The sequence below is a fragment of the Rhodoferax sp. MLSD5-FHT05B10 genome, from assembly GCF_058793415.1.
The window spans coordinates 250,033-273,137 of the sequence record NZ_JBXAFT010000002.1 but is presented as its reverse complement, the minus strand read 5'-3'; the positions used below and the strand labels follow the sequence as shown (position 1 = coordinate 273,137).

26 protein-coding genes are annotated in these 23,105 nt (G+C 65.6%); 18 read left to right on the top strand and 8 right to left on the bottom strand.

Features of this window, described 5'->3' with window-relative positions:
* Position 1: 1 nt before the first annotated feature.
* Complete coding sequence (locus AC1Q5W_RS03930; RefSeq protein WP_492643761.1) at positions 2 to 1,384, bottom strand: phosphomannomutase/phosphoglucomutase; 1,383 nt, start codon at positions 1,382 to 1,384, stop codon at positions 2 to 4.
* Positions 1,385 to 1,478: 94 nt separating this feature from the next.
* Here AC1Q5W_RS03930 and AC1Q5W_RS03925 point away from each other — a divergent pair, with 94 nt between their 5' ends.
* From AC1Q5W_RS03925 to AC1Q5W_RS03915, 3 genes are read left to right on the top strand one after another with little or no spacing between them, the layout of a single operon-like run.
* Positions 1,479 to 3,053 (top strand): DNA-3-methyladenine glycosylase 2 family protein, encoded by a 1,575-nt coding sequence (locus tag AC1Q5W_RS03925; protein ID WP_492704075.1) that lies wholly within the window; start codon positions 1,479 to 1,481, stop codon positions 3,051 to 3,053.
* Between the two features lie 42 nt (positions 3,054 to 3,095).
* Positions 3,096 to 3,590 carry a methylated-DNA--[protein]-cysteine S-methyltransferase gene (locus AC1Q5W_RS03920; protein ID WP_492643763.1) on the top strand — a complete coding sequence of 165 codons (495 nt, stop codon included), beginning with the start codon at positions 3,096 to 3,098 and terminating at the stop codon, positions 3,588 to 3,590.
* The gene (locus tag AC1Q5W_RS03915; RefSeq protein ID WP_492643764.1) at positions 3,587 to 4,495 is read left to right on the top strand and encodes a DMT family transporter; all 909 of its coding nucleotides are present in this window, start codon (positions 3,587 to 3,589) and stop codon (positions 4,493 to 4,495) included. The genes AC1Q5W_RS03920 and AC1Q5W_RS03915 overlap by 4 nt, the downstream gene beginning before the upstream one ends.
* Positions 4,496 to 4,606: 111 nt before the next feature.
* On the opposite strand, the gene AC1Q5W_RS03910 is transcribed toward AC1Q5W_RS03915, so the two are convergent.
* From AC1Q5W_RS03910 to AC1Q5W_RS03895, 4 genes are read right to left on the bottom strand one after another with little or no spacing between them, the layout of a single operon-like run.
* Entirely contained in the window at positions 4,607 to 5,266 is a 660-nt protein-coding gene (locus tag AC1Q5W_RS03910) for a DUF1345 domain-containing protein (protein WP_492643765.1), read from the bottom strand.
* A 5-nt stretch (positions 5,267 to 5,271) separates the two neighbouring features.
* On the bottom strand, positions 5,272 to 5,904 hold the full coding sequence (gene lolA / locus AC1Q5W_RS03905; protein ID WP_492643766.1) for an outer membrane lipoprotein periplasmic chaperone LolA: 633 nt from the start codon (positions 5,902 to 5,904) through the stop codon (positions 5,272 to 5,274).
* 55 nt (positions 5,905 to 5,959) lie between these two features.
* Complete coding sequence (locus AC1Q5W_RS03900; protein ID WP_492643767.1) at positions 5,960 to 8,287, bottom strand: DNA translocase FtsK; 2,328 nt, start codon at positions 8,285 to 8,287, stop codon at positions 5,960 to 5,962.
* Positions 8,288 to 8,340: 53 nt separating this feature from the next.
* Entirely contained in the window at positions 8,341 to 9,015 is a 675-nt protein-coding gene (locus AC1Q5W_RS03895) for a Crp/Fnr family transcriptional regulator (protein ID WP_492643768.1), read from the bottom strand.
* 160 nt (positions 9,016 to 9,175) lie between these two features.
* Here AC1Q5W_RS03895 and trxB point away from each other — a divergent pair, with 160 nt between their 5' ends.
* From trxB to AC1Q5W_RS03870, 5 genes are all read left to right on the top strand, one after another.
* On the top strand, positions 9,176 to 10,126 hold the full coding sequence (trxB, locus tag AC1Q5W_RS03890; protein WP_492643769.1) for a thioredoxin-disulfide reductase: 951 nt from the start codon (positions 9,176 to 9,178) through the stop codon (positions 10,124 to 10,126).
* Positions 10,127 to 10,417: 291 nt separating this feature from the next.
* On the top strand, positions 10,418 to 10,651 hold the full coding sequence (gene rpmB / locus AC1Q5W_RS03885) for a 50S ribosomal protein L28 (RefSeq protein ID WP_492643770.1): 234 nt from the start codon (positions 10,418 to 10,420) through the stop codon (positions 10,649 to 10,651).
* 11 nt (positions 10,652 to 10,662) lie between these two features.
* Complete coding sequence (gene rpmG, locus AC1Q5W_RS03880; RefSeq protein WP_011465453.1) at positions 10,663 to 10,833, top strand: 50S ribosomal protein L33; 171 nt, start codon at positions 10,663 to 10,665, stop codon at positions 10,831 to 10,833.
* A 99-nt stretch (positions 10,834 to 10,932) separates the two neighbouring features.
* Complete coding sequence (locus AC1Q5W_RS03875; protein WP_492643771.1) at positions 10,933 to 11,166, top strand: hypothetical protein; 234 nt, start codon at positions 10,933 to 10,935, stop codon at positions 11,164 to 11,166.
* 61 nt (positions 11,167 to 11,227) lie between these two features.
* On the top strand, positions 11,228 to 11,515 hold the full coding sequence (locus tag AC1Q5W_RS03870) for a helix-turn-helix domain-containing protein (RefSeq protein WP_492643772.1): 288 nt from the start codon (positions 11,228 to 11,230) through the stop codon (positions 11,513 to 11,515).
* Positions 11,516 to 11,526: 11 nt separating this feature from the next.
* On the opposite strand, the gene AC1Q5W_RS03865 is transcribed toward AC1Q5W_RS03870, so the two are convergent.
* Both AC1Q5W_RS03865 and AC1Q5W_RS03860 read right to left on the bottom strand, forming a co-directional pair.
* Positions 11,527 to 12,744 carry a DesA family fatty acid desaturase gene (locus tag AC1Q5W_RS03865; RefSeq protein WP_492643773.1) on the bottom strand — a complete coding sequence of 406 codons (1,218 nt, stop codon included), beginning with the start codon at positions 12,742 to 12,744 and terminating at the stop codon, positions 11,527 to 11,529.
* A gap of 144 nt (positions 12,745 to 12,888) precedes the next feature.
* The gene (locus AC1Q5W_RS03860; protein WP_492643774.1) at positions 12,889 to 14,160 is read right to left on the bottom strand and encodes an RsmB/NOP family class I SAM-dependent RNA methyltransferase; all 1,272 of its coding nucleotides are present in this window, start codon (positions 14,158 to 14,160) and stop codon (positions 12,889 to 12,891) included.
* Positions 14,161 to 14,176: 16 nt separating this feature from the next.
* On the opposite strand from AC1Q5W_RS03860, the gene AC1Q5W_RS03855 reads away from it, so the two are divergent.
* On the top strand, positions 14,177 to 14,416 hold the full coding sequence (locus AC1Q5W_RS03855; protein WP_492643775.1) for a DUF1653 domain-containing protein: 240 nt from the start codon (positions 14,177 to 14,179) through the stop codon (positions 14,414 to 14,416).
* 90 nt (positions 14,417 to 14,506) lie between these two features.
* Here the strand turns inward: AC1Q5W_RS03855 and purN are convergent, their stop codons facing one another.
* Positions 14,507 to 15,100 carry a phosphoribosylglycinamide formyltransferase gene (gene purN / locus AC1Q5W_RS03850; protein WP_492643776.1) on the bottom strand — a complete coding sequence of 198 codons (594 nt, stop codon included), beginning with the start codon at positions 15,098 to 15,100 and terminating at the stop codon, positions 14,507 to 14,509.
* Between the two features lie 146 nt (positions 15,101 to 15,246).
* Between purN and AC1Q5W_RS03845 the strand changes: the two genes are divergently transcribed.
* From AC1Q5W_RS03845 to AC1Q5W_RS03805, 9 genes are all read left to right on the top strand, one after another.
* Positions 15,247 to 16,422: an acyl-CoA dehydrogenase family protein gene (locus AC1Q5W_RS03845; RefSeq protein ID WP_492643777.1), complete on the top strand. Its 1,176-nt coding sequence runs from the start codon at positions 15,247 to 15,249 to the stop codon at positions 16,420 to 16,422.
* A gap of 33 nt (positions 16,423 to 16,455) precedes the next feature.
* The gene (locus AC1Q5W_RS03840; protein WP_492643778.1) at positions 16,456 to 17,571 is read left to right on the top strand and encodes an acyl-CoA dehydrogenase family protein; all 1,116 of its coding nucleotides are present in this window, start codon (positions 16,456 to 16,458) and stop codon (positions 17,569 to 17,571) included.
* Positions 17,572 to 17,703: 132 nt separating this feature from the next.
* Positions 17,704 to 18,558, top strand: a complete 855-nt coding sequence (locus AC1Q5W_RS03835; RefSeq protein ID WP_492643779.1) for a DUF6502 family protein — start codon at positions 17,704 to 17,706, stop codon at positions 18,556 to 18,558.
* A complete protein-coding gene (locus AC1Q5W_RS03830; protein WP_492643780.1) occupies positions 18,555 to 19,748 on the top strand; it encodes a DUF5666 domain-containing protein in 1,194 nt (397 codons plus the stop codon). The genes AC1Q5W_RS03835 and AC1Q5W_RS03830 overlap by 4 nt, the downstream gene beginning before the upstream one ends.
* A gap of 161 nt (positions 19,749 to 19,909) precedes the next feature.
* Positions 19,910 to 20,368 (top strand): type IV pilin protein, encoded by a 459-nt coding sequence (locus tag AC1Q5W_RS03825; protein ID WP_492643781.1) that lies wholly within the window; start codon positions 19,910 to 19,912, stop codon positions 20,366 to 20,368.
* Between the two features lie 7 nt (positions 20,369 to 20,375).
* Entirely contained in the window at positions 20,376 to 20,864 is a 489-nt protein-coding gene (locus tag AC1Q5W_RS03820; protein ID WP_492643782.1) for a GspH/FimT family pseudopilin, read from the top strand.
* On the top strand, positions 20,861 to 21,475 hold the full coding sequence (pilV, locus tag AC1Q5W_RS03815; RefSeq protein ID WP_492643783.1) for a type IV pilus modification protein PilV: 615 nt from the start codon (positions 20,861 to 20,863) through the stop codon (positions 21,473 to 21,475). The genes AC1Q5W_RS03820 and pilV overlap by 4 nt, the downstream gene beginning before the upstream one ends.
* A gap of 3 nt (positions 21,476 to 21,478) precedes the next feature.
* Positions 21,479 to 22,546 (top strand): PilW family protein, encoded by a 1,068-nt coding sequence (locus AC1Q5W_RS03810; protein ID WP_492643784.1) that lies wholly within the window; start codon positions 21,479 to 21,481, stop codon positions 22,544 to 22,546.
* Positions 22,543 to 23,085 carry a pilus assembly PilX family protein gene (locus tag AC1Q5W_RS03805; RefSeq protein ID WP_492643785.1) on the top strand — a complete coding sequence of 181 codons (543 nt, stop codon included), beginning with the start codon at positions 22,543 to 22,545 and terminating at the stop codon, positions 23,083 to 23,085. Before AC1Q5W_RS03810 ends, AC1Q5W_RS03805 begins: the two co-directional genes overlap by 4 nt.
* The last annotated feature ends 20 nt before the right edge of the window (positions 23,086 to 23,105 follow it).

The following is a 23,105-nucleotide window of genomic DNA, read 5'->3' as shown; positions in this document are numbered from 1 at the left end:
TTCAATGCGCGGCCTCGGCCACCGTGGCGTCGGGCTTCACGGCGCGCAGCAGGCCCAGCAGGGCGGCCTCGATGCGCGCCAGCGCCTCGGGCGTGTGGCCTTCAAAACGCAGCACCAGCACCGGCGTGGTGTTGGAGGCGCGGATCAGTCCGAAGCCGTCCGGCCAGTCCACGCGCAGGCCATCGATGGTGTTCACGGTGGCGGGCGCCGCAAAGTGCGCCTGGGCCACCAGCTGCTCCACCACGGCATGCGGCTCGCCTTCGGCGCACGGCACGTTGAGTTCGGGCGTGGAAAAACTGGTCGGCAAGGCGTTGAGCAGGGCACTGGCGTCGGCCGCGCGGCTGACGATTTCGAGCAGGCGGCACCCGGCGTAGGTGCCGTCGTCAAAGCCGTACCAGCGTTCCTTGAAGAAGATGTGGCCGCTCATCTCGCCGCCCAGGGGCGAGCCGATTTCGCGCATCTTGGCCTTGATCAGCGAATGGCCGGTCTTGTACATCAGCGGCACACCGCCGGCCGCGGCAATGGCTGGCGCCAAGCGCTGCGAGCACTTCACGTCAAACAGGATGGTTCCGCCCGGCGCACGCGACAGCACATCTTGCGCGAACAGCATCATCTGGCGGTCGGGGTAGATGTTGTTGCCGTCCCGCGTGACGATGCCCAGGCGGTCGCCATCGCCATCGAACGCCAGGCCGAGTTCGGCGTCGCTGGCCTGGAGGGCGGCGATGAGGTCGCGCAGGTTCTCGGGCTTGCTCGGGTCGGGGTGGTGGTTGGGAAAGTTGCCGTCCACTTCGCTGAACAGCTCGGTCACCTCGCAGCCGATGGCCCGCAGGATGGCGGGTGCCGATGCGCCGGCCACGCCGTTGCCGCAGTCCACCACAATTTTCAGGGGACGCGCCAGGCGGATGTCGCCGACGATGCGATCCCGGTAGGCGTCCAGCACGTCCACCACGCGGCGCGTGCCACCGGCCTGCAGGTTCCAGCGCTCGGTTTCCATCATGCGGCGCAGGGCCTGGATGTCTTCGCCGTAGATGGCACGGCCGGCCATCACCATCTTGAAGCCGTTGTAGTCCTTGGGATTGTGGCTGCCCGTGACCTGGATGCCGCTCTGGCACAGCGTGTTGGCCGCAAAGTACAGCATGGGCGTCGTCACCAGACCGACATCGATGACCGCGATGCCGGCCTCCTGCAGTCCGCGCATCAGCCCCTCGGCCAGGCCCGGACCGCTCAGGCGGCCATCGCGCCCGACGGCCACCGTCGTCTCGCCCTGCGCCCGGGCCACCGAGCCGAAGGCGCGACCCAGCCCGAGGGCGACGTCCTCGTTGATCGTGCTGGGCACGATGCCCCGGATGTCGTACGCTTTGAAGATGCTGGCAGAGAGGTGCATAGGGGGGGTGAGTCTGTGTGGCTGGCATTGTAGGCGGGGACGCCAGGGACAACAGGTCCGGAAATGGCTACTTTACCGGAGCGTTCTGCGTATTATGTCCACCATGCGCTGCACACTCGCTCCTGTCACCCCCGCCTGTGGGGACGACGCCTGCTACCTGGCCCTGAAGGCCCGGGATGCGCGCTTTGACGGCCAGTTCTTTACCGGCGTCACCTCCACCGGCATCTACTGCCGCCCGGTCTGCCGCGTGCGCACGCCCAAGCGGGAAAACTGCCGGTTCTTCGCCCTGGCGGCCCAGGCCGAAGCCGCCGGTTTCCGGCCCTGCCTGCGCTGCCGCCCGGAGCTGGCGCCGGGTGCGACCGCCGTGGCCACCACCACCGTGCCCTGGTCCGTGCAGGACGCCTCGGCCATCCTGGCCCGCCAGGCGGCCTGCCTGCTCGACACCCCCGAGGGCTGGAACGAGGGCGCACCCAGCATCGCCGCGCTGGCCGCACGGTTGGGCGTGAGCGCGCGCCACGTACGGCGCATTTTCGAGGCCCAGTGGGGCGTCTCGCCCCTGCAGTACCTGCAGACGCGGCGCCTGCTCACCGCCAAGCAACTGCTCACCGATACCCCGTTGCCCATCACCCAGGTGGCCGCCCTGAGCGGCTACGCCAGCGTGCGCCGCTTCAACGCGGCGTTTGCCGGCCACTACCGGCTGCAGCCCCGCCAGCTGCGCCAGGCCAGCCACTCCGGCGGCGAAAGCACCCCAGCCGCCGGGTCCATCGTGCTCAAGGCCGCCTACCGGCCCCCGTACGACGTGGCCGCGATGCTGGACTTTTTTGCCACCCGCCAGATCGACGGCCTGGAAGCCGTGGACCGGGACCGGCTGACACTCACGCGCACCCTGGCCCTGGACGTGGCCGGGCAAGCGCGCCAGGGCTGGGTGCAGGCCCGGTTTGAACCGGAGCGCTGCACGGTGGTCCTGCACATCAGTGCCTCCCTGGCCGGCGCGCTGCCCCTGGTGCGGGCCCGGCTGCGGGCCCTGCTGGACCTGGACGCCGACCCATGCGCCATCGCCGCCGTGCTGGAGAGCGACTTCCCCGGCACGGCCGGCCTGCGCGTGCCAGGTTGTCTGGACGGATTCGAGCTGGGTGTGCGCGCCATCCTGGGCCAGCAGATCACGGTGCGGGCCGCCCGCACGCTGGGCGCGCGGCTGGTGGAACGCTACGGCACGCCGCTGGCCGATGCCACGGGCCCGGTGACGCGCCTGTTTCCCACACCGCAGGCGCTGGGCGCCGCGTCGGGCGAAGACCTGGGGCAGCTGGGGATCGTGCGCCAGCGCCAGCGCGCCATCCAGGCACTGGCCCAGGCCGTGGCCGAGGGCCGGCTGAGCCTGCACCCCGGTGCCGATGTGCCGGCCACCTTGGCCGCGCTGCAGGCGCTGCCCGGCGTGGGCCCCTGGACGGCCCACTACATTGCCATGCGGGCCCTGCGCTGGCCCGATGCCTTTCCCGCCGGCGACGTGGCCCTGCACAAGGCCCTGGGCGTGCAGGAAGCACCCCGGCCACAGCAGGCGGCCGAACAGGCCTCGCAACGCTGGCGCCCGTGGCGCAGCTACGCCGTGGTGCGGGCCTGGGCCCGCTTGGCCGGGCCACCGCCGGGCACCATTTCACTATCAAATACATAGCTATCCACGCAATCCATACGGGGGCTTCAGCCTGTTTTAACCATGAAATTCACACCCATTCCTGTACGCTGCGCCCTGGCCAGTCCCTGGGGCCCCATGACACTGGCAGCCAACGACACCGCCCTCGTGTGGGTCGGCTTTGACGGCCAGCGCTACGAAACCGACCGGCAGTCGTGGCCCGTGGACGCCAGCCACCCGGTGCTGCGCCAGACGGTCGAACAGCTGCAGCAGTACTTTGCCGGCGAGCGCCAGACCTTTGACGTGCCGCTGGACCTGGGCTGCGGCACGGCGTTCCAGCAACGCGTCTGGCAGGCGCTGCTGGCCATCGGGCCGGGGGCCACCAGCACCTATGGCGCCGTCAGTCAACACATCGGCCAGCCCAGCGCCGTGCGCGCCGTGGGCGGCGCCATCGGGCGCAACCCCATCAGCATCCTCGTGCCCTGCCACCGGGTGCTGGGCGCCCAGGGCGCGCTGACGGGTTATTCGGGCGGCATGGATCGCAAGATTGCCCTGCTGCAGCTGGAAGGTTGCCTGTGACGGCGCCGGTAGCAACCACCCAGTCCAAAGGCTGGGTGCTGGAATTCGTGTTGCTGGCGGCCATCTGGGGCGCGTCCTTCCTGTTCATGCGCATCGGCACGCTGCAACTCGGCGCCCTGCCAACGGCCGGCCTGCGCGTGGGCATTGCGGCGCTGTTCCTGCTGCCCATCCTGCTGGCGCGGGGGCTGGGCCGGGCGCTGCGCGCGCACTGGAAGCTCACCTTCGTCGTCGGCATCCTGAACTCGGCCATTCCGTTTGCCTGCTTCACCTACGCCCTGCAATCCATCACCTCCGGCCTCTCGTCCATCCTGAACGCCACCGTGCCCCTGTTCGGCGCTGTCATTGCCTGGCTGTGGCTCAAGGACCGGCCCAACGGTTCGCGCATCCTGGGCCTGGCCGTTGGCTTCCTGGGCGTGGCGCTGCTGGCCTGGGACAAGGCCAGCTTCAAGCCCGATGCCAGCGGCAACGCCACGGGCTGGGCCGTGCTGGCCTGCCTGCTGGCCACGCTGTGCTACGGCATTTCGGCCAGCTTCACCAAGCGCTACATGGCCGGCATGCCCTCGCTGGTGTCGGCCACCGGCAGCCAGCTGGGCGCGGCCGTGGGGCTGCTGCCGCTGACTTGGTGGTACTGGCCGGCCCACGCAGTGTCGCTGGACGCCTGGCTGGCCGTCGTCGCCCTGGGCGTGCTGTGCTCGGGGGTTGCCTACATCCTGTATTTCCGCCTCATCGAGCGGGCCGGGCCGGCGCGTGCACTGGCAGTGACCTTTGCCATTCCGGTGTTTGCCGTGCTCTATGGCGTGGCGTTCCTGGGTGAAGTGGTGACGCCGTGGATGGTGGGCTGCGGCCTGGTCATCGTGGCCGGCACCACGCTGTCCACCGGGCTGATTTCGCTGGGCCGCAAGTAAAGCAAGAGTTTTGCCGTAGGGCCGCCCCAAGGCTTCACGAAGTGCGGCGAAGCCAAAACGCGGCCCCCGCGGGGGGCAGGGCGCCACACACAGTGGGCAACCGCGGGGGCCTTACTGGATGGCGCCGGCCATCACGTTGATGCTCAGCGCCAGTACCAGCATGTTGAAGGCAAAGGCCGTCACGCTGTGCAGCAGGGTGAGGCGGCGCATGGGGCGCGAGGTGACGACCACGTCCGACACCTGCGAGGTCATGCCCACCACGTGCGCGTAGTACAAAAAGTCGAAGTAGTCGGGCGGCAGCTTGCCGGGGAATTCCAGCCCGGCGCCCTGCGGGTGGCCATGCAGCTCGGACTGGTAGTACCGGTGCGCATAGCGGAAGGCAAAGATGGTCTGCATCAGCAGCCAGGACGCCGCCAGCGCCAGCATGGACAACGCCAGGTGCGCCAGCCGCTGCGCCAGTGCCAGGTCCTTGACGTGCTGCAGCATGAGGGCAATGGCACCCGCGCTGGCAAAGGCCGACAGCAGCAGCAGCAGGAACAGCAGCAGCCCCGGCTGGTCCTGCGCCTGGGCCCGCGCCCGGGTGCGCGCGGCATCAAACTCCACGGCCAACCACCAGGCCAGCACCAGGAAGGTGATCGCGCCGGCACACCAGGCCAGCAGCGCATGCGACTGCGTGGCAAGGGGCAGCGGTAGCAGGGCCACCGCAGCGCCGACGACCACGGCGTACACCACCCGCTGGTGCCCCGTGGTTTCGGAGAAGTGGCGGCGCATGGCGGCTACTGCCGGATCACGTCAGCCCCCGCGGGGGGCTTGAACTGGAAGCTGCCGGCGGCCAGCGGCGCATTCGCCTGGAAGCCGCTGAAGCGCAGGCTGGACTGCTGGCCAAAGCTGTCCAGGATGTCGAGCATCACCAGCGCACCGGCGCGGAAACCGACGCGCACGCTGTGCAACGAACTGTCCTTGGCCTTGGGTGTGGCCACCACCCACTCCAGACCGTCCCGGTCGGGCGCGGCGGCCAGCACAAAGTCGGCCTGCAGGGCCCGCACATCGGAGGCCGAGGCGATCAGCGCCGCCGGCGTGGAGCCCAGCACCTGCGCCTGCTTGCGGGCGGTGACCTGGTTCAGGTCGACGTCATACAGCCACAGGGTCTGGCCGTCGGCCACGATGGTCTGCGGGAACGGCTTCTGGTAGACGAAGCGAAAGCGCCCGGGACGCGAGAACTCAAAGGTACCGCTGGACGTCTTGGTGCGGGCGGCCTGCCCTTCCTTGGCAGGCAGGGTGACCACCTGGGTGAAATCGGTGTGCGCCGTCTTCACGGTCTTGATGAAGTTTTCAAGGCTTTCCAGGCCATCCGCCCGCGCAGACATTGCGCAGACAGCTATTAAAACAGTAGCAAACAGTTTATTCATGTTCAGTCGGGGTCAGAGCACATTGGCTGCGCAAAGTGGTATGACCCACAAAAAGCTATTCGGTTCGCGCCGGCACCAGGATGTCACGCTGGCCGCTGCTGCTCATGGTGCTGACCAGGCCGGCTTTCTCCATGTCTTCCACCAGGCGGGCGGCGCGGTTGTAGCCGATCTTGAGGTGGCGCTGCACCAGCGAGATGCTGGCCTTGCGGTTCTTCAGCACCACTTCCACGGCCTGGTCGTACAGCGGGTCTTTCTCGCCACCGCCGCTGCCGTCCGTGCCGGGCTCGCCGTCACCGTCGACCGTGCCGCCTTCGAGCACGCCCTCGATGTAGTTGGGTTCGCCCTGGCTCTTGAGGTAGCTCACCACGCGCTGCACTTCCTCGTCGCTGACAAAGGCGCCGTGCACGCGGATGGGCAGGCCGGTGCCGCTGGCCATGTAGAGCATGTCGCCCATGCCCAGCAGGGCCTCGGCGCCCATCTGGTCGAGGATGGTGCGGCTGTCGATCTTGGAGCCGACCGAGAAGGCAATGCGGGTGGGAATGTTGGCCTTGATCAGGCCGGTGATCACGTCCACGCTGGGGCGCTGGGTGGCCAGAATCAAATGGATGCCCGCCGCGCGCGCCTTCTGCGCCAGCCGGGCGATCAGCTCCTCGATCTTCTTGCCGATGACCATCATCAGGTCCGCCAGCTCGTCGATGATGACCACGATGTGCGGCTCGCGCTGCAGCGGTTCCGGCGCCTCGGGGTTGAGGCTGAAGGGGTTGTAGATGAATTCGCCACGCGCCGTGGCTTCGTCGATCTTGTGGTTGTAGCCCGCCAGGTTGCGCACGCCGACCTTGCTCATCACCTTGTAGCGGCGCTCCATCTCGGCCACACACCAGGTCAGGCCGTGGGCGGCCTGCTTCATGTCGGTCACCACGGGGCACAACAGATGGGGGATGCCCTCGTACATCGACATTTCCAGCATCTTGGGGTCGATCATCATCAGCCGCACATCGCGGGCCTCGGCCTTGTACAGGAGCGAGAGGATCATGGCGTTGATGCCGACCGACTTGCCCGAGCCGGTGGTACCAGCCACCAGCACGTGTGGCATCTTGGCCAGGTCGGCCACCACGGGGTTGCCCACGATGTCCTTGCCCAGGCCCATGGTCAGCAGGCTCTTGGCCTCGTTGTAGACCTGCGAGCCCAGAATCTCGGACAGCTTGATGCTCTGGCGCTTGGCGTTGGGCAACTCCAGCGCCATGTAGTTCTTGCCGGGAATGGTCTCCACCACGCGGATGGACACCAGGCTCAGGGACCGCGCCAGATCCTTGGCCAGACCCACGATCTGCGAGCCCTTGACGCCGGTGGCGGGCTCGATCTCGTAGCGGGTGATGACCGGGCCGGGCTGCGCCAGCACCACGCGCACATCCACGCCGAAGTCCTTGAGCTTCTTCTCGATCATGCGGCTGGTCATCTCCAGCGTCTCGGGGGCCACGGTTTCCTGGCGCAGTTGCGCCCCGTCGAGCAGGCTCACCTGCGGCAGCTTGCTGTCGGGCATCTCGGAAAACAGCGGCTTCTGCCGTTCCTTGGCCACGCGGTCGCTGGGCGGCAGCTCCATGATGACCGGCTCGATATAGACCGGCTGCGGGTGGTGCACCTCGATCTCCTCGCGCTCTTCGAGCAAGATCTCTTCCCGCTCACGCACCGCCTGCTGGCCCAGCTCCCGGTCCTGGGCCAGTTCCCGCTTCTCGCGCCGCGACTGCACCTGGGCGTCCATCCAGGCGCCGATACGCTCGGCCACCTGCATCCAGGAAAAGCCAAAAACCAGCGCCGACCCGATCACGCCCAGCGCAATCGACACCAGACCGGCACCCGCAAAACCCAACCACTTCACTCCCAAGGGCCCCACCAGGTAACCCAAAGCGCCACCGCTGTGGTCCGGCAGGCGCGGCTCCAGGCTGTACAGCCGAGACCATTCCAGGCCGGTGCTGGCACACAGCAGCAAAACCAGCCCGACCCAGAACACCACGCGGTGCGCGACCACCGGAGCGGGCGCCGCCGCCACGCCGGCGGCATCGCCCCGCAGCCGGTCGGCCAGCACGGCCAGCCACAGGCGTACGCAGACCGCCACGCACCACCAGACGGAAAAGCCCAGCAGGAAATAGCTGATGTCCGCAATCCAGGCCCCCAGGCGCCCGGCCCGGTTGTGCACCGGCAGGCCCACGCCCGAGGTGGACCAGGCGGCGTCCTGCGGCGAGTAGGTCAAAAGGGCAATCAGCCACAAGGCCAGCAGCACAAAGCCGGCAATCAGCGTGATTTCGCTGGCAAAGCGCCCCAGGCCGGTAGGCTCGCGCTGCGGCGCGGGCGAGGAGGAATGAAGGGTGTGGAGGGAGTAAGTCATGGAGCGAATCAGTCCGGGTTAGCTTAACGCAAGCTGCGCCGGCGCGGGAATCCTCAGCGCGGCGTGCGGCGGCGCTCGCACACACGCACCACGCCGCCGTCGAGCGTCTGGATGAAGCCACCCTCCTCGAAGTCCTTCATCACCCGGCTGACCATTTCGCGCGATGCGCCGACCATCTTGGCCAGGTCCTGGCGCGAGATCTTGTCGCGGATCAGGCGGTCACCGTTCTCCGTGGGCACTGCGGTCTCCAGCAGCACGGTGGCCACGCGCCCGTAAACGCCCATCAGGGCCAGGGAACCGATTTTCTGGTCAGCACTGCGCAGGCGCTGCACCAGGCCGCGCATCACGGCGTGGGCCATGGCCGTGCTCTCGCCCAGGCAGCGCAGGAAATCGTCGCGACCGAGCAACAGCACGTCGGTCTGTACTTCCGCCACGGCCGAGGCCGAGTGGGCATCGTTGTCGATCAGGCTCATCTCGCCGATGTAGTCACCGGCCTTCAGGGTGGCCAGGATGACCTCGCGGCCCTTGCGGTCGGTGATCAGCACGCGGGCGCGGCCCGCCAGGATGATGTGCAAGGCGTGCGAGACCTTCCCCTGCTCCACCAGGCTCTCGCCCCGCTTGTAGCGCCGCTTGGTGACCGCATCGGCCACGGACTCGGCCTGCTTGGGCGTCAGCGTTGCGAACAGGGGAACCCTGCGGATCAAATCCAGGTTGCTCAACATTACCATGCCATGGTTTCCATATAGATCATGTGGCGTTTCTTACAATCGGGTCTGTGCCCGGGTCGCGCAGTTCAGAAACCGCCGCATGGGCACGCACTGAAATGGTGTGCATTGCCTCCAAATGTACACGGCCCGGCTCCCGTTTTATGCTAACAAAGGTTACACAATGTCTGACCCCAAACACGCCAAGGTTCTGATTCTGGGCTCTGGCCCTGCCGGCTACACGGCCGCCGTCTACGCGGCACGCGCCAACCTCAGCCCGATGCTGGTGACCGGCATGGCACAGGGCGGCCAGCTGATGACCACCACCGAAGTGGACAACTGGCCCGCTGACGTGCACGGCGTGCAGGGCCCGGACCTGATGCAGCGCTTCCTGGAGCACGCCGAGCGCTTCAAGACCGACATCGTGTTCGACCACATCAGCGCGGTGGACCTGTCCAAGCGTCCCTTCACCCTGACCGGCGACAGCGGCACCTACACCTGCGACTCGCTGATCATCGCCACCGGCGCCTCGGCCAAGTACCTGGGCCTGCCCAGCGAAACGGCCTTCATGGGCCGCGGCGTCTCCGGCTGCGCCACCTGCGACGGTTTTTTCTACCGTGACCAGCCCGTCTGCGTGGTGGGCGGCGGCAACACGGCGGTGGAAGAGGCGCTGTACCTGTCCAACATCGCCAGCAAGGTGGTGCTGGTGCACCGGCGCGACAAGTTCAAGGCCGAGCCCATTCTCATCGACAAGCTGATGGAAAAAGTGGCCTCCGGCAAGATCGAACTCAAGACCTTCCGCACGCTGGAAGAGGTGCTGGGCGACGCGTCGGGCGTCACCGGCATCCGCCTCAAGAACGTGCAGGACGGCTCCCTGGAGGACCTCACGCTCAACGGCTGCTTCATTGCCATCGGCCACGCCCCCAACAGCGACATCTTCAAGGGCCAGCTGGAGATGGATGGCGGCTATATCGTCACCCAGGGCGGCCTCAAGGGCTTTGCCACGCAAACCTCCGTGCCCGGCGTCTTTGCCGCCGGTGACGTGGCCGACCACGTGTACCGCCAGGCCATCACCAGCGCGGGCACCGGCTGCATGGCGGCACTGGACGCCCAGCGCTTCCTGGAACAGGAATAAAGCCCCCACGCCGCGCCGCTGCGCGGGTCGCTGCCCCCGAGGCGGCTCATTTGCCTTGGGGCGGCCCGGTGGCAAATTTCCTTCTTGGGGAGTTTTCGCCTATAATCCAAGGCTTTGCTGAATTCCGCCCGTGAGGGCTTGGATCCAGTAACAAACACCGCCGAGCAATTGGCGGGGGGTTACCGCCACCCTTTTCATTGGCGAGGTGAGGCTAGAGCGAGACCGCACGGCCTGCGAAAGCAGCCCTGTGGTCGCCAGTGATAGCCGTTAAAGAAGTATCGGAGTGTCCTCATGGCACGCGTATGTCAAGTTACGGGCAAAGGCCCCATGGTCGGGAACAATGTTTCCCACGCCAACAACAAAACCAAGCGCCGGTTCCTGCCGAACCTGCAATACCGCCGTTTCTGGGTCGAGACTGAAAACCGCTGGGTTCGCCTGCGCGTCTCCAGCGCAGCCCTGCGTCTGATCGACAAGAACGGTATTGATTCTGTGCTCGCAGACCTGCGCGCACGTGGCCAAGCTTAAGGAGCAGCACCATGGCAACCAAAGGCGGACGCGAAAAAATCAAGCTGGAATCTACTGCTGGCACCGGTCACTTCTACACCACCAGCAAGAACAAGAAGACCATGCCCGAGAAGATGCTGATCAAGAAATTTGATCCCAAAGCTCGCAAGCATGTGGACTACAAGGAAATGAAGCTCAAGTAATGTCCTGGGGGCAGGTCTTCCGCTCTGCCCTCTCGCTTCAAGCCTCAACAAAAAGCCCGACCCGTTCGGGCTTTTTTGTGTCCGCAATAATCAGGCCCCATGACCTCACTCACCCTGCGCCACGTCAACGACCTCGTGTACAGCGTGGAAACCGCGCAGGGCGAGCACGTGGGCAACCTGAAATGGATCCAGGGACGCTGGAAGTTCAAGGCCATCGGCTACGACTCGGCGGGTGACGTGATTCCGGGGGGCGGGCCGCTGACCCACCAGCACAACATGGTGTTTGACACACTGGATGCCGCCGAAGTGAATGCACGACTGGGCGGCCGCTGACGGAGTGGCTGCGCACCGCGCTACCATAGGGCTCCCACCCACCCTTGGCACCCGCACACCCATGCCCGCGACCATTGCCCTCCCCATGCCCGCCCCCAGCGGCGAAGAACTCAAGGCCGCACGCCTGGCGGCCGGACTGAGCCAGGCCCAGGCGGCCGAACTGATGGGTTACGCCCTGCAGGTGGGCAGCCGCGGCGGCGTGCAGTCACGCACTTGGCAGGCCCTGGAAAGCCCGAGCGACGACCGCACCATGCCGGGACCGGTGTTTGCGATGTTCCTGCTGCTCACCGGGCAGCACCCACACTACACGCTGGCCAGCAGGTCGCTGGCGGCGACCGACCCGGCCTGACGCCGCGCCGCCTACGCCACGCGGGCGGCCCGCAGCTTCATCGAAAACTCGCGCAGGGCTGCGATGCCGCTCTCTTCAGCGCGCTGGCACCAGGCCTGCAGGTTGGCCGTCAGCTGCTCACGCGACACCGAGGTGTCGAGCCACATCTGGCGCAGCTCTTCGCGCATGGTGACCATCTTGTCGAGCAGAGGCGATGCGGCGCGGGCCCGGGCCAGTTCGGGGGCAACGGACGCGGGCACCTTCTCTCCATCGCGGTGCATCCAGCGCCGGGCGGCCTGGATGACGCTGGCATCGGCACTGCGGGCTCGCATGGCCTGCAACTCGTCACGCGCGGCCTGGCGCACGCCCTTGGCATAGCGGGCCATGATTTCATAGCGGTTGGCAATCAGCGCTTCCAGCGTCTTCTCGTCGGCCACCGCACGCATGGCGCCATAGGCTGCCCGGGGCGGGGTCTTCTTCACCGTGGCCAGACCGAGGCGTTGCAGCAGGCGGATATACACCCAGCCCATATCCAGCTCATAGGGCTTGACCGACAACTTGGCCGATGTGGGATAGGTATGGTGGTTGTTGTGCAGCTCTTCGCCGGCAATGAGAATGCCCCAGGGCGAGATGTTGGTGCTGGCGTCGGCCGCCTCGAAATTGCGGTAGCCCCAGTAGTGCGCCGCCCCGTTGATGATGCCGGCGGCCATGACCGGCGTCCACGCCATCTGCACCGCCCACACCGCCAGACCGGCGGCGCCGAACAGGGCCAGGTCGATCACCAGCATCAGGCTCACGCCCAGCGATGAATAACGGCTGTAGAGCGCGCGCTCGATCCAGTCGTTGGGTGTGCCGTGGCCGAAGCGGGCCAGGGTGTCCAGGTTTCTGGACTCGGCGCGGTACAGCTCGGCCCCCTGCAGCAGCACCGTCCAGATGCCATGCACATGCGGGCTGTGCGGGTCCTCGGCCTGTTCGCATTTGGCGTGGTGCTTGCGGTGGATGGCGGCCCACTCCCGGGTTACCTGGCCGGTGGTCAGCCACAGCCAGAAACGGAAGAAATGTGAGGCTGCGGGGTGCAGGTCCAGGGCGCGGTGCGCCTGGTGGCGGTGCAGGAACACCGTGACGCTGACCATGGTGACATGGGTCAGGGCCAGGGTCAGCAGCACCAACTGCCACCAGTGCAGGTCCCACAGGCCATGGGCAAGCCATTCAACCGCTGCGTCCAGCACAGTCCAATCCGGTAACAACATGGTCCGATCACTCTCTCAATGGAAAAACAGAACGCCCGACGCCAGGTATCACCCCGCGTGGCCGTCCTGCATGGTAGGCACTTTGAAAAAAAGGAGCGGCAACAGGGCTTTTCCAGCCCCGAGCCGCTGACTCCCGCCAGACGTTTATTTCTTCTGCCAGACCGCGGCAAAGAATCCGTCTGTCGCGTGGCGGTGCGGCCACAGACGCAGGTACAGCTGGCCGTTGTCACCGCCGCTGCATAGGGAGGCCGCTTGCTCGACCTTGAGCCCGGTCAGCACCTCGGCTGCCGGCAACGGGACGAAATCCGGGTTGGCGGCAGAAAAGGCATCGGCTATGGCCTCGTTTTCCTGCGGCAGGATGCTGCAGGTGGCGTACACCAGTCGCCCACCGGGCTTGAGCATGCGGGATGCGCTTTGCAAAATGGCGGTCTGCTTGACGGCCATTTCCTCCACGGCCTGCAGGTTCTGGCGCCATTTCAGGTCCGGGTTGCGCCGCAGCGTACCCAGCCCGGTGCACGGCGCGTCCACCAGCACGCGATCCATCTTGCCGGTCAGACGCTTGACCCGATCGTCGCGCTCATGGGCAATGGCTGCGGGGTGCACGTTGGACAGGCCGCTGCGCTTGAGGCGCGACTTGAACGCGTCCAGCCGGTGCGCTGAGGTGTCGAACGCATACAGGCGCCCGGTGCTGCGCATGGCGGCGCCAAGGGCCAGCGTCTTGCCGCCGGCGCCGGCACAGAAGTCCACCACCATCTCGCCGCGCTTGGGGTCCAGCAGCATGGACAACAGCTGGGAGCCCTCGTCCTGCACCTCGAACTCGCCGCGGACAAAGGCCTCATTCTTGTTCAGCGCGGGCTTGCCGGCAATGCGCAGGCCCCAGGGGGAATACGGCGTGTTGACGGCCTTGATGCCGGCCTGGGCCAGCTCCTTTTGCACATCCGCCCGCTTGGCCTTGAACGTGTTGACCCGCAGGTCCAGCCCGGCGCCCTGGTTGAGGCTGTCCACCAAGGGCCAGAACCCGTCGCCCAGCTGGTCCTTGAGCGGCTGCACCAGCCACTCGGGCAGGTTGTGGCGGTGGCGCTCCATGAGGTCTTCCGGTTTGACCTTTTCGCACTGGTCCAGCCAGCTCTTTTCCTGCTCGGTGAGCGCGCTGCGCAGGAAGTCGCCAGGGCCGTAAAAGCCCAGGATCGCCAGACGGCGCTCCTTGGGGCCGCTGCCGGACGGTGCCAGGTGATCAAACAACAGCTTCTTGCGCAGCACGGTGTACACCGTCTCGGCCAGCGTGGCACGCTCGCGCGGCCCCAGCCTCCGGTTGTCGCGGAAGAAGCGCGACACGGTAGCGTCGGCGGGGTGGTCGAATTTGAGGGTGAGCCGGACCAGTTCGGAACAGGCGTCTAACAGGGCTTTTGGATGCATAGCCTACGATTGTCCCATGAGTGCAGAAAATTCCCCCCCCCTAGTCACCACCCCACCCGGCCGATACCGGCATTACAAAGGCCGGATGTACCAGGTGCTCGACACCGTGCGCCACAGCGAAACGCTGGAACCCATGACCCTGTACCGGGCGCTGTACGGCGAGCAGGGCCTGTGGGTACGCCCCGCCGCCATGTTTGCGGAAACCGTTCTGGTCGACGGCGTCAGGCAAGCCCGCTTCACCCGCATCGCCGACTGATGCGCGCGCGCAGCAGCGTCACGTCCACTTTGTCAGCCCCAAATTTTCAATAAAATTAGCCGAAAAGCGCCGTATTCATTGCGCAGACAGCTACATTTTTTGCAGCAATTGGGCCACCGCGCGGGGGTAGATCAGGTGTTCCTGCGTGAGCACGCGAGCCGCCAGCACTTCCGCCGTGTCGCCCGGCACCACCGGCACCACCGCCTGCGCCAGGATGGGGCCGTGGTCCAGTTCGGGCGTGACCAGGTGCACCGTGGCACCGGCAAACTGGCAACCGGCATCCAGCGCCCGCTGGTGGGTGTTCAGCCCCCCGAAAGCCGGCAGCAGCGAGGGGTGGATGTTGGTCAGGCGCCCGGCGTAGCGCTGCACGAAACCCGGCGTGAGGATCCGCATGAAGCCGGCCAGCACCACCAGCACAGGCTGCGCGGGGGAATCAAACCCGTCAATCAACGCAGCCAGCGCACTGTCGAAGGCCTCCCGTGTAGCGAACGCCTTGTGGTCCAGCACCTCGGTGGCGATGCCGTGCTCCCGGGCAAAAACCAGCCCCTGGGCATCGGCCTTGTTGCTGATCACGGCAGCCACCCGCGCCTGGCGGGTTTGGGCCCAGTTTTCACATTGGGCGGCCCGGATGATGGCGGCCATGTTGGAGCCGCTGCCAGAGATCAGTATGACGATGTTTTTCATGGGAAGCGCCGATTATGACCGTGCGTGGCGCCGCGCCCGGCGCGGACGACCGGCAAAAAATGTCGCCGTTTGGACAGCTGCAAGCGAACGGTCGTGCTAAAAAGACGGTTGTTGATGTACCGAGACCGAACGACTGGAGACCCCTGATGGATTTGGCATTTACCCCTGAAGAGCAGAAATTCCGCGAAGAGATTCGCGCCTGGGTGGGCGCAAACCTGCCTGCCGACATTGCCCACAAAGTGCACAACGCCCTGCACCTGACCCGCGACGACATGCAGCGCTGGGCCAAGATTCTGGGCAAGAAGGGTTGGCTGGGCTTTGGGTGGCCCAAGGAATTCGGCGGCCCGGGCTGGAATTCGACCCAAAAGCACCTGTTCGAGGAAGAGTGCGCGCTGGCCGGAGCACCGCGCATCGTGCCCTTCGGCCCCGTGATGGTGGCCCCGGTGATCATGGCCTTTGGCACGCCCGAGCAGCACAAGCGTTTCCTGCCCGGCATTGCCAGCGGTGAAGTCTGGTGGAGCCAGGGCTACAGCGAACCCGGTTCCGGCTCCGACCTAGCCTCCGTCAAGACCCGCGCCGAACGCCAGGGCAACAAGTACATCGTCAACGGCCAGAAGACCTGGACCACCCTGGGCCAGTATGGCGAGTGGATTTTCTGCCTGGTGCGCACCAGCACCGAGGGCAAGCCCCAGACCGGCATCTCCTTCCTGCTGATCGACATGAAGAGCCCCGGCGTGACGGTGCGCCCCATCATCATGCTCGACGGCGGCCACGAGGTGAACGAGGTGTTCTTCGACAACGTCGAAGTCCCGGCCGAGAACCTGATCGGCGAAGAGAACAAGGGCTGGACCTACGCCAAGCACCTGCTGAGCCACGAGCGCACCAACATTGCCGACGTGAACCGTGCCAAGCGCGAACTCGAACGCTTGAAGCGCCTGACCAAGGCCGAAGGCGTGTACGACGATGTCCGTTTCCGCGACGAAATCGCCAAGCTGGAAGTAGACGTGGTGGCGCTGGAAATGCTGGTACTGCGCGTACTGGCCGCCGAGAAATCCGGCAAGAACTCGCTGGACATCGCCGGCCTGCTCAAGATCCGCGGCAGCGAGATCCAGCAGCGCTACTCCGAGCTGATGATGCTGGCCGCCGGCCCCGCCGCTCTGCCCCTGATCCGCGAAGCCATGGAAGCCGGCTGGCAGGGCGACCAGGCCGTGGCACGCTGTGCGCCGCTGGCGTCCACGTACTTCAACATGCGCAAGACCACCATCTACGGCGGCAGCAATGAAGTGCAACGCAACATCGTCTCCCAGTTCGTGCTGGGCTGAAGGCAATACACCCCCAATTACAGGTGACACAAAATGGATTTTGATTTTTCTGACGACCAGGTACAACTCGGCGATGCCGTACGCAAATGGGTAGACAAGGGCTATACCTTCGAACGCCGCCGCAGCATCGAGAAAGCCGGTGGTTTTGACCGCGCGGCGTGGAACGAACTGGCCGAGCTCGGCCTGTGCGGCCTGTACGTTCCCGAAGACGATGGCGGCCTGGGCATGGGCCCGGTCGAAGGCATGGTGGTGATGGAAGAGCTGGGTCGCGGCATCGTGCTCGAACCGCTGACGCAAAGCCTGATCGCCGGCGGCGTGCTGGCCGGCTATGCCGACGCCGCCACCAAGGCGGCCTGGCTGCCCAAGATTGCCAGCGGCGAAGCCCTGGTGGTGCTGGCCTACCAGGAACGCGCCGCCCGCTACAAGCTCGATGTGTGCGAAGCCAAGGCCACGCAGGCGCCCGGCGGTTATGTGCTCAACGCCACCAAGACCGTGGTGCCAGTGGGCGACCAGGCCGATGCCTTCATCGTGCCGGCAAAGATCAACAGCCAGCTGGCCCTGTTCCTGGTGGAGCGCAAGTCCGCCGGTGTCACCACCACCGGCTACGGCACCCAGGACGGCAGCCGCGCAGCCGACGTCAGCCTGAAGAACGCGCCCGCCACCCTGATCACCCAGGATGGCCAGACGGCCCTGGAGCATGCCGTGGACATCGGCATTGCCGCCACCTGCGCCGAAGCGGTAGGGGTCATGGACAAGACCATGGCCATCACCGCCGAGTACCTGAACACCCGCAAGCAGTTCGGCGTGGTGATCAGCAGCTTCCAGGCTCTGCGCCACCGCGCGGCCGACATGAAGATGCAGCTGGAACTGGCCCGCTCCATGAGCTACTACGCCAGCCTCAAGCTCAATGCGCCCGTGGCCGAGCGCCGTGCCGCACTGGCCCGCGCAAAGTACCAGCTGGGCCAGTCCATGCGCTTCGTGGGCCAGCAGGCCGTGCAACTGCATGGCGGCATCGGCGTAACGGACGAGTACATCGTCAGCCACTACTTCAAGAAGCTCACGCAGCTGGAAATGACGTTTGGCGACACCCTGCACCACCTGGGTGAGGTTTCCAACCGCATGCAGGACACGGCCGGCGTGTTCGCCTGAACGCCAGTCTGTAACAGGGAAACCTTCACATTCCTGGCGCCGACGCAGCGGGAAGTCCCCTAAAATACCTGTCCATACAAGCCGTGCCGCTGGCACCGGCGCTCATGGACGGGATTTTCATCGTGACTTCACATGCTGCCGGGCTTACAGCGTAAGCAGACCGACTGGGCCATGGGCACGGTAGCGCGGCTACTGCGCCCGATTGTCCGCTTGGCGCTGGGTATGGGTCTGAAGCACAGCCAGCTGGATGCGCTGCTGCGGCAAAGCCTGCTCAGCGAAGCCCGCAGTGTGCTCACCGCCCGGGGCGGGACACCCACCAACGTCAGCCAGCTGGCCATGGTCACCGGCCTGCACCGCAAGGATGTCACCAGCCGCCTGCGCGAAGGCGACGACGGCGGCATTCCCCACACCGAGGCCTCACCCGCATCGCGGGTATTCACCCGATGGCTGCAGCAGGTCATGGCCGATCCGGCCTTGTGGCGCCTGCCCATTGCCGACAAGGCGGCAGGCATGTCCTTTGAAACCCTGGCCCGGATGGAGACCCGGGGCGACGTCCATGCTCGGGCACTGCTGGAGGACATGGAGCGGCTCGGCGTGGTCCGCTGTGACGGCAGATTTGTGGAGCTGACCCGCGACGGTTTTGTTCCCTCCAACGACCTGCAGACCCTGCTGTCCTTCCTGGCGGACAACGGTCGGGACCATTTGTCCGCCGGCGTTGCCAATGTGACCGGCGAGGCGCCCCGCTTTCTGGAACGGGCCATCTTCACCGAGGGGCTCTCGGAAGCCGAGTGCGAGGCACTGCAGGCCGGCATCCGCAAGGATTGGGACCAGCTGCACGCCAAAATCTATTCGGACATGCTGGCCTCCGAGCAACGCAGCACGGACGCACCCACCCACCGGATGCGGGTGGGGATTTTTACCTATTTCGAACCCTCCCAGGGCGGCGCGCAGCCGCCCGAGGCAGGGTCCACCGGAGCCCCATCGTGAGAACGCTGGGCTTCGCGCTACGGGTGGCCGTGGTCATGGCCAGCCTGGCCTCGTGCGGAGGCGGATCGACCGATGTGGCGTCCTACCCCGGCTCGGGTGGCACCGGCATCGACCCCGGCTCCGGCGGCACCGGCAATGTGGCCAGCGTCGGCTCCGTCGACGGATTTGGCAGCGTGATCGTCAACGGCGTCACCTACGACAACACGTCCACCACCAACAGCCTGGACTCCATTTCGACACTGGCGCTGGGCATGGTGGTGCGCATTTCGGGCAGCCTGAACAGCCAGACCACCGGGGTGGCGCAAACCCTCTCGGCCGGCGTCGAACTGATGGATACGGTGGCGTCCACCAACCCGGGCGCTGGCACGCTGGTGGTTGCCGGTGTCACCGTACAGACGGGTACGGCAACGGTGTACGACGGCGTTGCGGGCCTGTCCGCCCTGTCGGCCGCTGACCCCGTGTTTGTTTACGGTGTTCCGGAAGGCAGCAGGCTGTTGGCCACCCGCATCGAAAAGCGCGCTTCGCTGCCCCGGTTCCAGACCACCGGCGCCATACAGTCCGTCGACACCCTGGCGCAGACCTTCCAGCTGGGAACACTCACCATCAGTTACGGCGGAACCAGCTACGCGGGTGGCCTGACTGCGGCCGGCCTGGCCACCGGGGTGATTGTCCAGGTCCGCGCCCCCAGCGCCCCTGTGGCCGGCTTGCTCAACGCCCAACAGCTGCAGCTCTGGCAACCCGCCAACCCCCAGGCCGGCGGAAACGTGCACCTGCGCGGCGCGGTTTCGGATTTCTCCACGCTGGCGTCCTTCCGGGTTCTGGGAATACCCGTCAAAGCGGACGGCAATGGGGTCCAGTTCGTGGGTTCCAGCGCGTCCATCGGCAACGGCAGCGAAGTGCAGGTGAAGGGCCACTGGCTCAACAACGTTCTGGTGGCCCAGAAGGTCACGGTTTACACCGGCACCGGCGGCGCGCCAGTGACCTATTCGCTCAGCGGCCCCATGAGTCTGCTCGATACCGGGCAGCAGAGTTTTTCCGTCAAGGGCCAGAAAGCCGTCTACACCGTGCCAGGCACCACCTTCGCCAATGGAACGGTGGCAGACCTGCAAAACGGCAAGAAAGTGCAAGTGCTGGGTACGCAAGTGACCAACGGCGTGCTCAGCGCCACCTCCGTGACCTTCCTCCCCTGACCCCCGCACCGGGGCTCCCCGGTGCCTCCCAGCCGCATCCGCTACGCCTGTCGGGTTTTACCTACCGCTTGTCGCTTACACTGCTTGCAAATGGTAATTTTTCACATAATCAAACCGGGTTGAGTACAGGAAAACCCGGGCCATTCAATCAGGAGTGTGAAATGCAGGCAGGTCGGCACCCACGCAGGGAACACGGGTTTACCCTGATCGAACTGATGATCACCGTAGCGGTCATCGGAATCTTGGCGGCAGTTGCCTTTCCCTCGTATACCCAGTACATCGTCCGGGCCAACCGCTCGGCGGCACAGAGTTTCATGTACACGGTGGCCAACCGGCAGGAGCAGTCCATGCTGAATGCCCGCAGCTATTTTTCGGTTGCCACGGGTACCGCCGCCGAATGGACTGCGGCTTCCATCACGGTTCCCGCCGAGGTACAAGCCAATTACGTGATCACGGTGGCCAGCGACAACACGGCTGGCGCCCCCCCGACCTACACCATTACGGCAACCCCAAGCGGCGTGCAGGCCCAGCGAGACACCAAGTGCGCCAACCTCACCCTGGCACAGGACGGCGCCAAGGGCAAATCGGGCTCGGCACCTTCGGTATCGGCTTGCTGGTGAGCTCACCATGAACACGCAGTACTCCCCGCCTCGCTTGACGCGCAATGGCCAGCGCGGCTTCTCGCTGATCGAGCTGATGGTGGTCGTTGTGCTGGTGGCCATTCTGCTGACCATCGGGGTGCCGTCCTTCAGCAATTTCATCGTCGGGCAACGCGTCAAGACCGCAGCCTTCGATCTGGCCAGCACCTTGCTGCTGGCCCGCAGTGAAGCGATCAAACGCAACGCCGACGTCACGGTGGCACCCAAGGTTGCTGCCGACGGATGGGTTGGCGGCTGGACGGTGACCGTGGGAACCACAACCCTGTCCGAGCAGGCAGCCTACGGCGGCATCGCCATCACCAACCCCAGCATTCCGGCCAACGTGGTTTACCAGGGCGCCTCCGGACGACCGACCGCCGGCAAGACCCAGTTCACGCTCAGCGGCGGCCAGTCAAGCCGGTGTGTCACCGTGGACCTCAGTGGCATGACCAGTACTAAAACAGGAGCATGCCCATGAAACGGACGCACAGCATGGTGGGCCGGCGTCGGGGAGCCCGGGGCTCCAGCCTGATCGAGATTCTGGTGTCGCTGTTGATCCTGATGGTGGCCTTGCTGGGCCTGACCGGCCTGATGGTCCAAAGCCAGAACTCGCAACTGGAATCCTACCAGCGCGTGCAGGCCCTGGCCCTGGCGCAGGATATGGTCTCCCGTATCAATGCCAACTCGGCCGTAGCATCCTGCTACGTCCTGGCCAGCTACTTGGGTACCAACTCCCCCCTGGTCAGCGGCACGGCAGCTACCACCAACAAAGCCAATGTGCCGCAGTGCACGGCGGGGACCGCCAACCAGCAGGCGCGCGCCAACCAGGATCTGGCCGACTGGCACGATCTGATCCTGGGCAGCACCGAGGTGGTCGGCACCAACAAGGTCGGTGCGGTGCTGGGGGCTCGCGGCTGCGTATCGCTAATTGCCGGCACCACCAACGAATACCAGGTCAGCGTCGCCTGGCAGGGCGGAGGCGCCACCTATGCCCCGCCGGCCGGTATTACGTGCGGCAAGGACTTGTACGGTACCGACACCCAGCGGCGTGCGGTCAGCCTGCCACTGCACATCACCAACCTGTCCTGAGCCATGTTCCTCATCCACCCCCATACGCTCCCCCCCGCCGGTCGCGGCCGATCCGGACTGCGGGCGCGACAAGCCGGGCTGACCCTGATCGAACTGATGATCTCCATCACCGTGGGCCTTTTCCTGGTGGCGGGGTTGGCAACCTTGATCGCCAACCAGAGTGGCACCCGGGCAGAAATCGACAAATCCGGCCGGATGATTGAAAGTGGCCGGTATGCGCTGCAAACCCTGGTCCAGGACCTCCAACTGGCCGGCTACTGGGGTGAGCTGTCGATCATTCCCACGGCTCCGGCCGCGCTGCCCGATCCCTGCGCGACTGCGGTTGCCGACATCCAGCCTGCCCTGCCGTTGCACCTGCAGGGCAAGAGCGATGTCATTGTCGCTACGCTCGCGACCGAACCCATAACCTGCGTCACCAACCAGCTGGCCAACACCGACGTGTTGGTCGTTCGGCGTACGGACACGCAGGAAATCCCTCTGGCCAGCGCCGTGGCGGGGCAGGTCTATGTTCAGACCGGACTGACGCCCTCGGGAATGGGCCTGGAATACCGGATGGGAACCGGCAGCGATACCTCGGTATTTACGTTGAAGAAAAAAGACGGCACAGCCGCCAGTCTGCGCAAGGTGTTGATCCACATCTATTACGTGAGCCAGTGCAGTGAACCAGTGGCCAACAGCTGCGCCGGCGCCGATGGAGGAACCCCCATACCCACGCTCAAACGCATGGAACTCGGCGTTGCCGCAGGCAACCCGGCCATGACCGCTGTGTCGATTGCAGAAGGCATTGAAAACCTGCAAATTGACTACGGCGTGGACACCGACAACGACGGCGTTCCGGACGGCGACTACACCAATGGCGCGGCGCTGGGCGTCAGTGACTGGCCCAACGTGATGAGTGTGAAAGTGAATTTGCTGGCCAAGAGCCCCGAAACCACCGCGGGCTACACCGACACCAAGCTCTACGACCTGGGAAGCTTCAAAACCACGGCGGCTATGAATGACCACTACAAGCGCCACGTGTTTTCCCAGACCGTGCGCATCATCAATCCGAGCGGCAGGAGGCCATTGTGAACACGCAAGCCACGCAGAAAGGCACCACACTGATCGTCACGCTGATCATGATGGTAGTGCTCACCCTGCTTGTCATCTCGGCCATCCGCTTTGGCAACATCAACCTGAAGATTGCCGGCAACATGCAATCGCAATCGGAAGCCGTGGCCGCGACGCAAATTGCCATCGAGCGGGTCATGGAACAGGTCAAGGACGCGCCCAACATCGACAAGATTGCGGCCAGCACCACCACCACGCCCGCCATCAACACCGGCGGCGCCGATTACAAGGTTGCCTGGAAAGCCCCGGCCTGCGTCAGCACCCGTCCCGTCAGCAACGCCGAGCTCAACACCAGCAAGCCGGCAGACCTGCCGTGTTTCGAGTCGAGCGACAGCGACAAGCAGGTGAGCGCCAGTGGCAGCTTGACCACCAGCCCATCAGCCTGCAACGACCAGCAGTGGGGCGTGGAGGCATCGGTTGACGACCCCTCCAGTGGAACCAAGGTAACAACCTACCAGGGCTTTTCCGTGCGCGTGTCGGCGCAGGTTCAGTGCCCGTGATCACCCATATTGAATAGCCC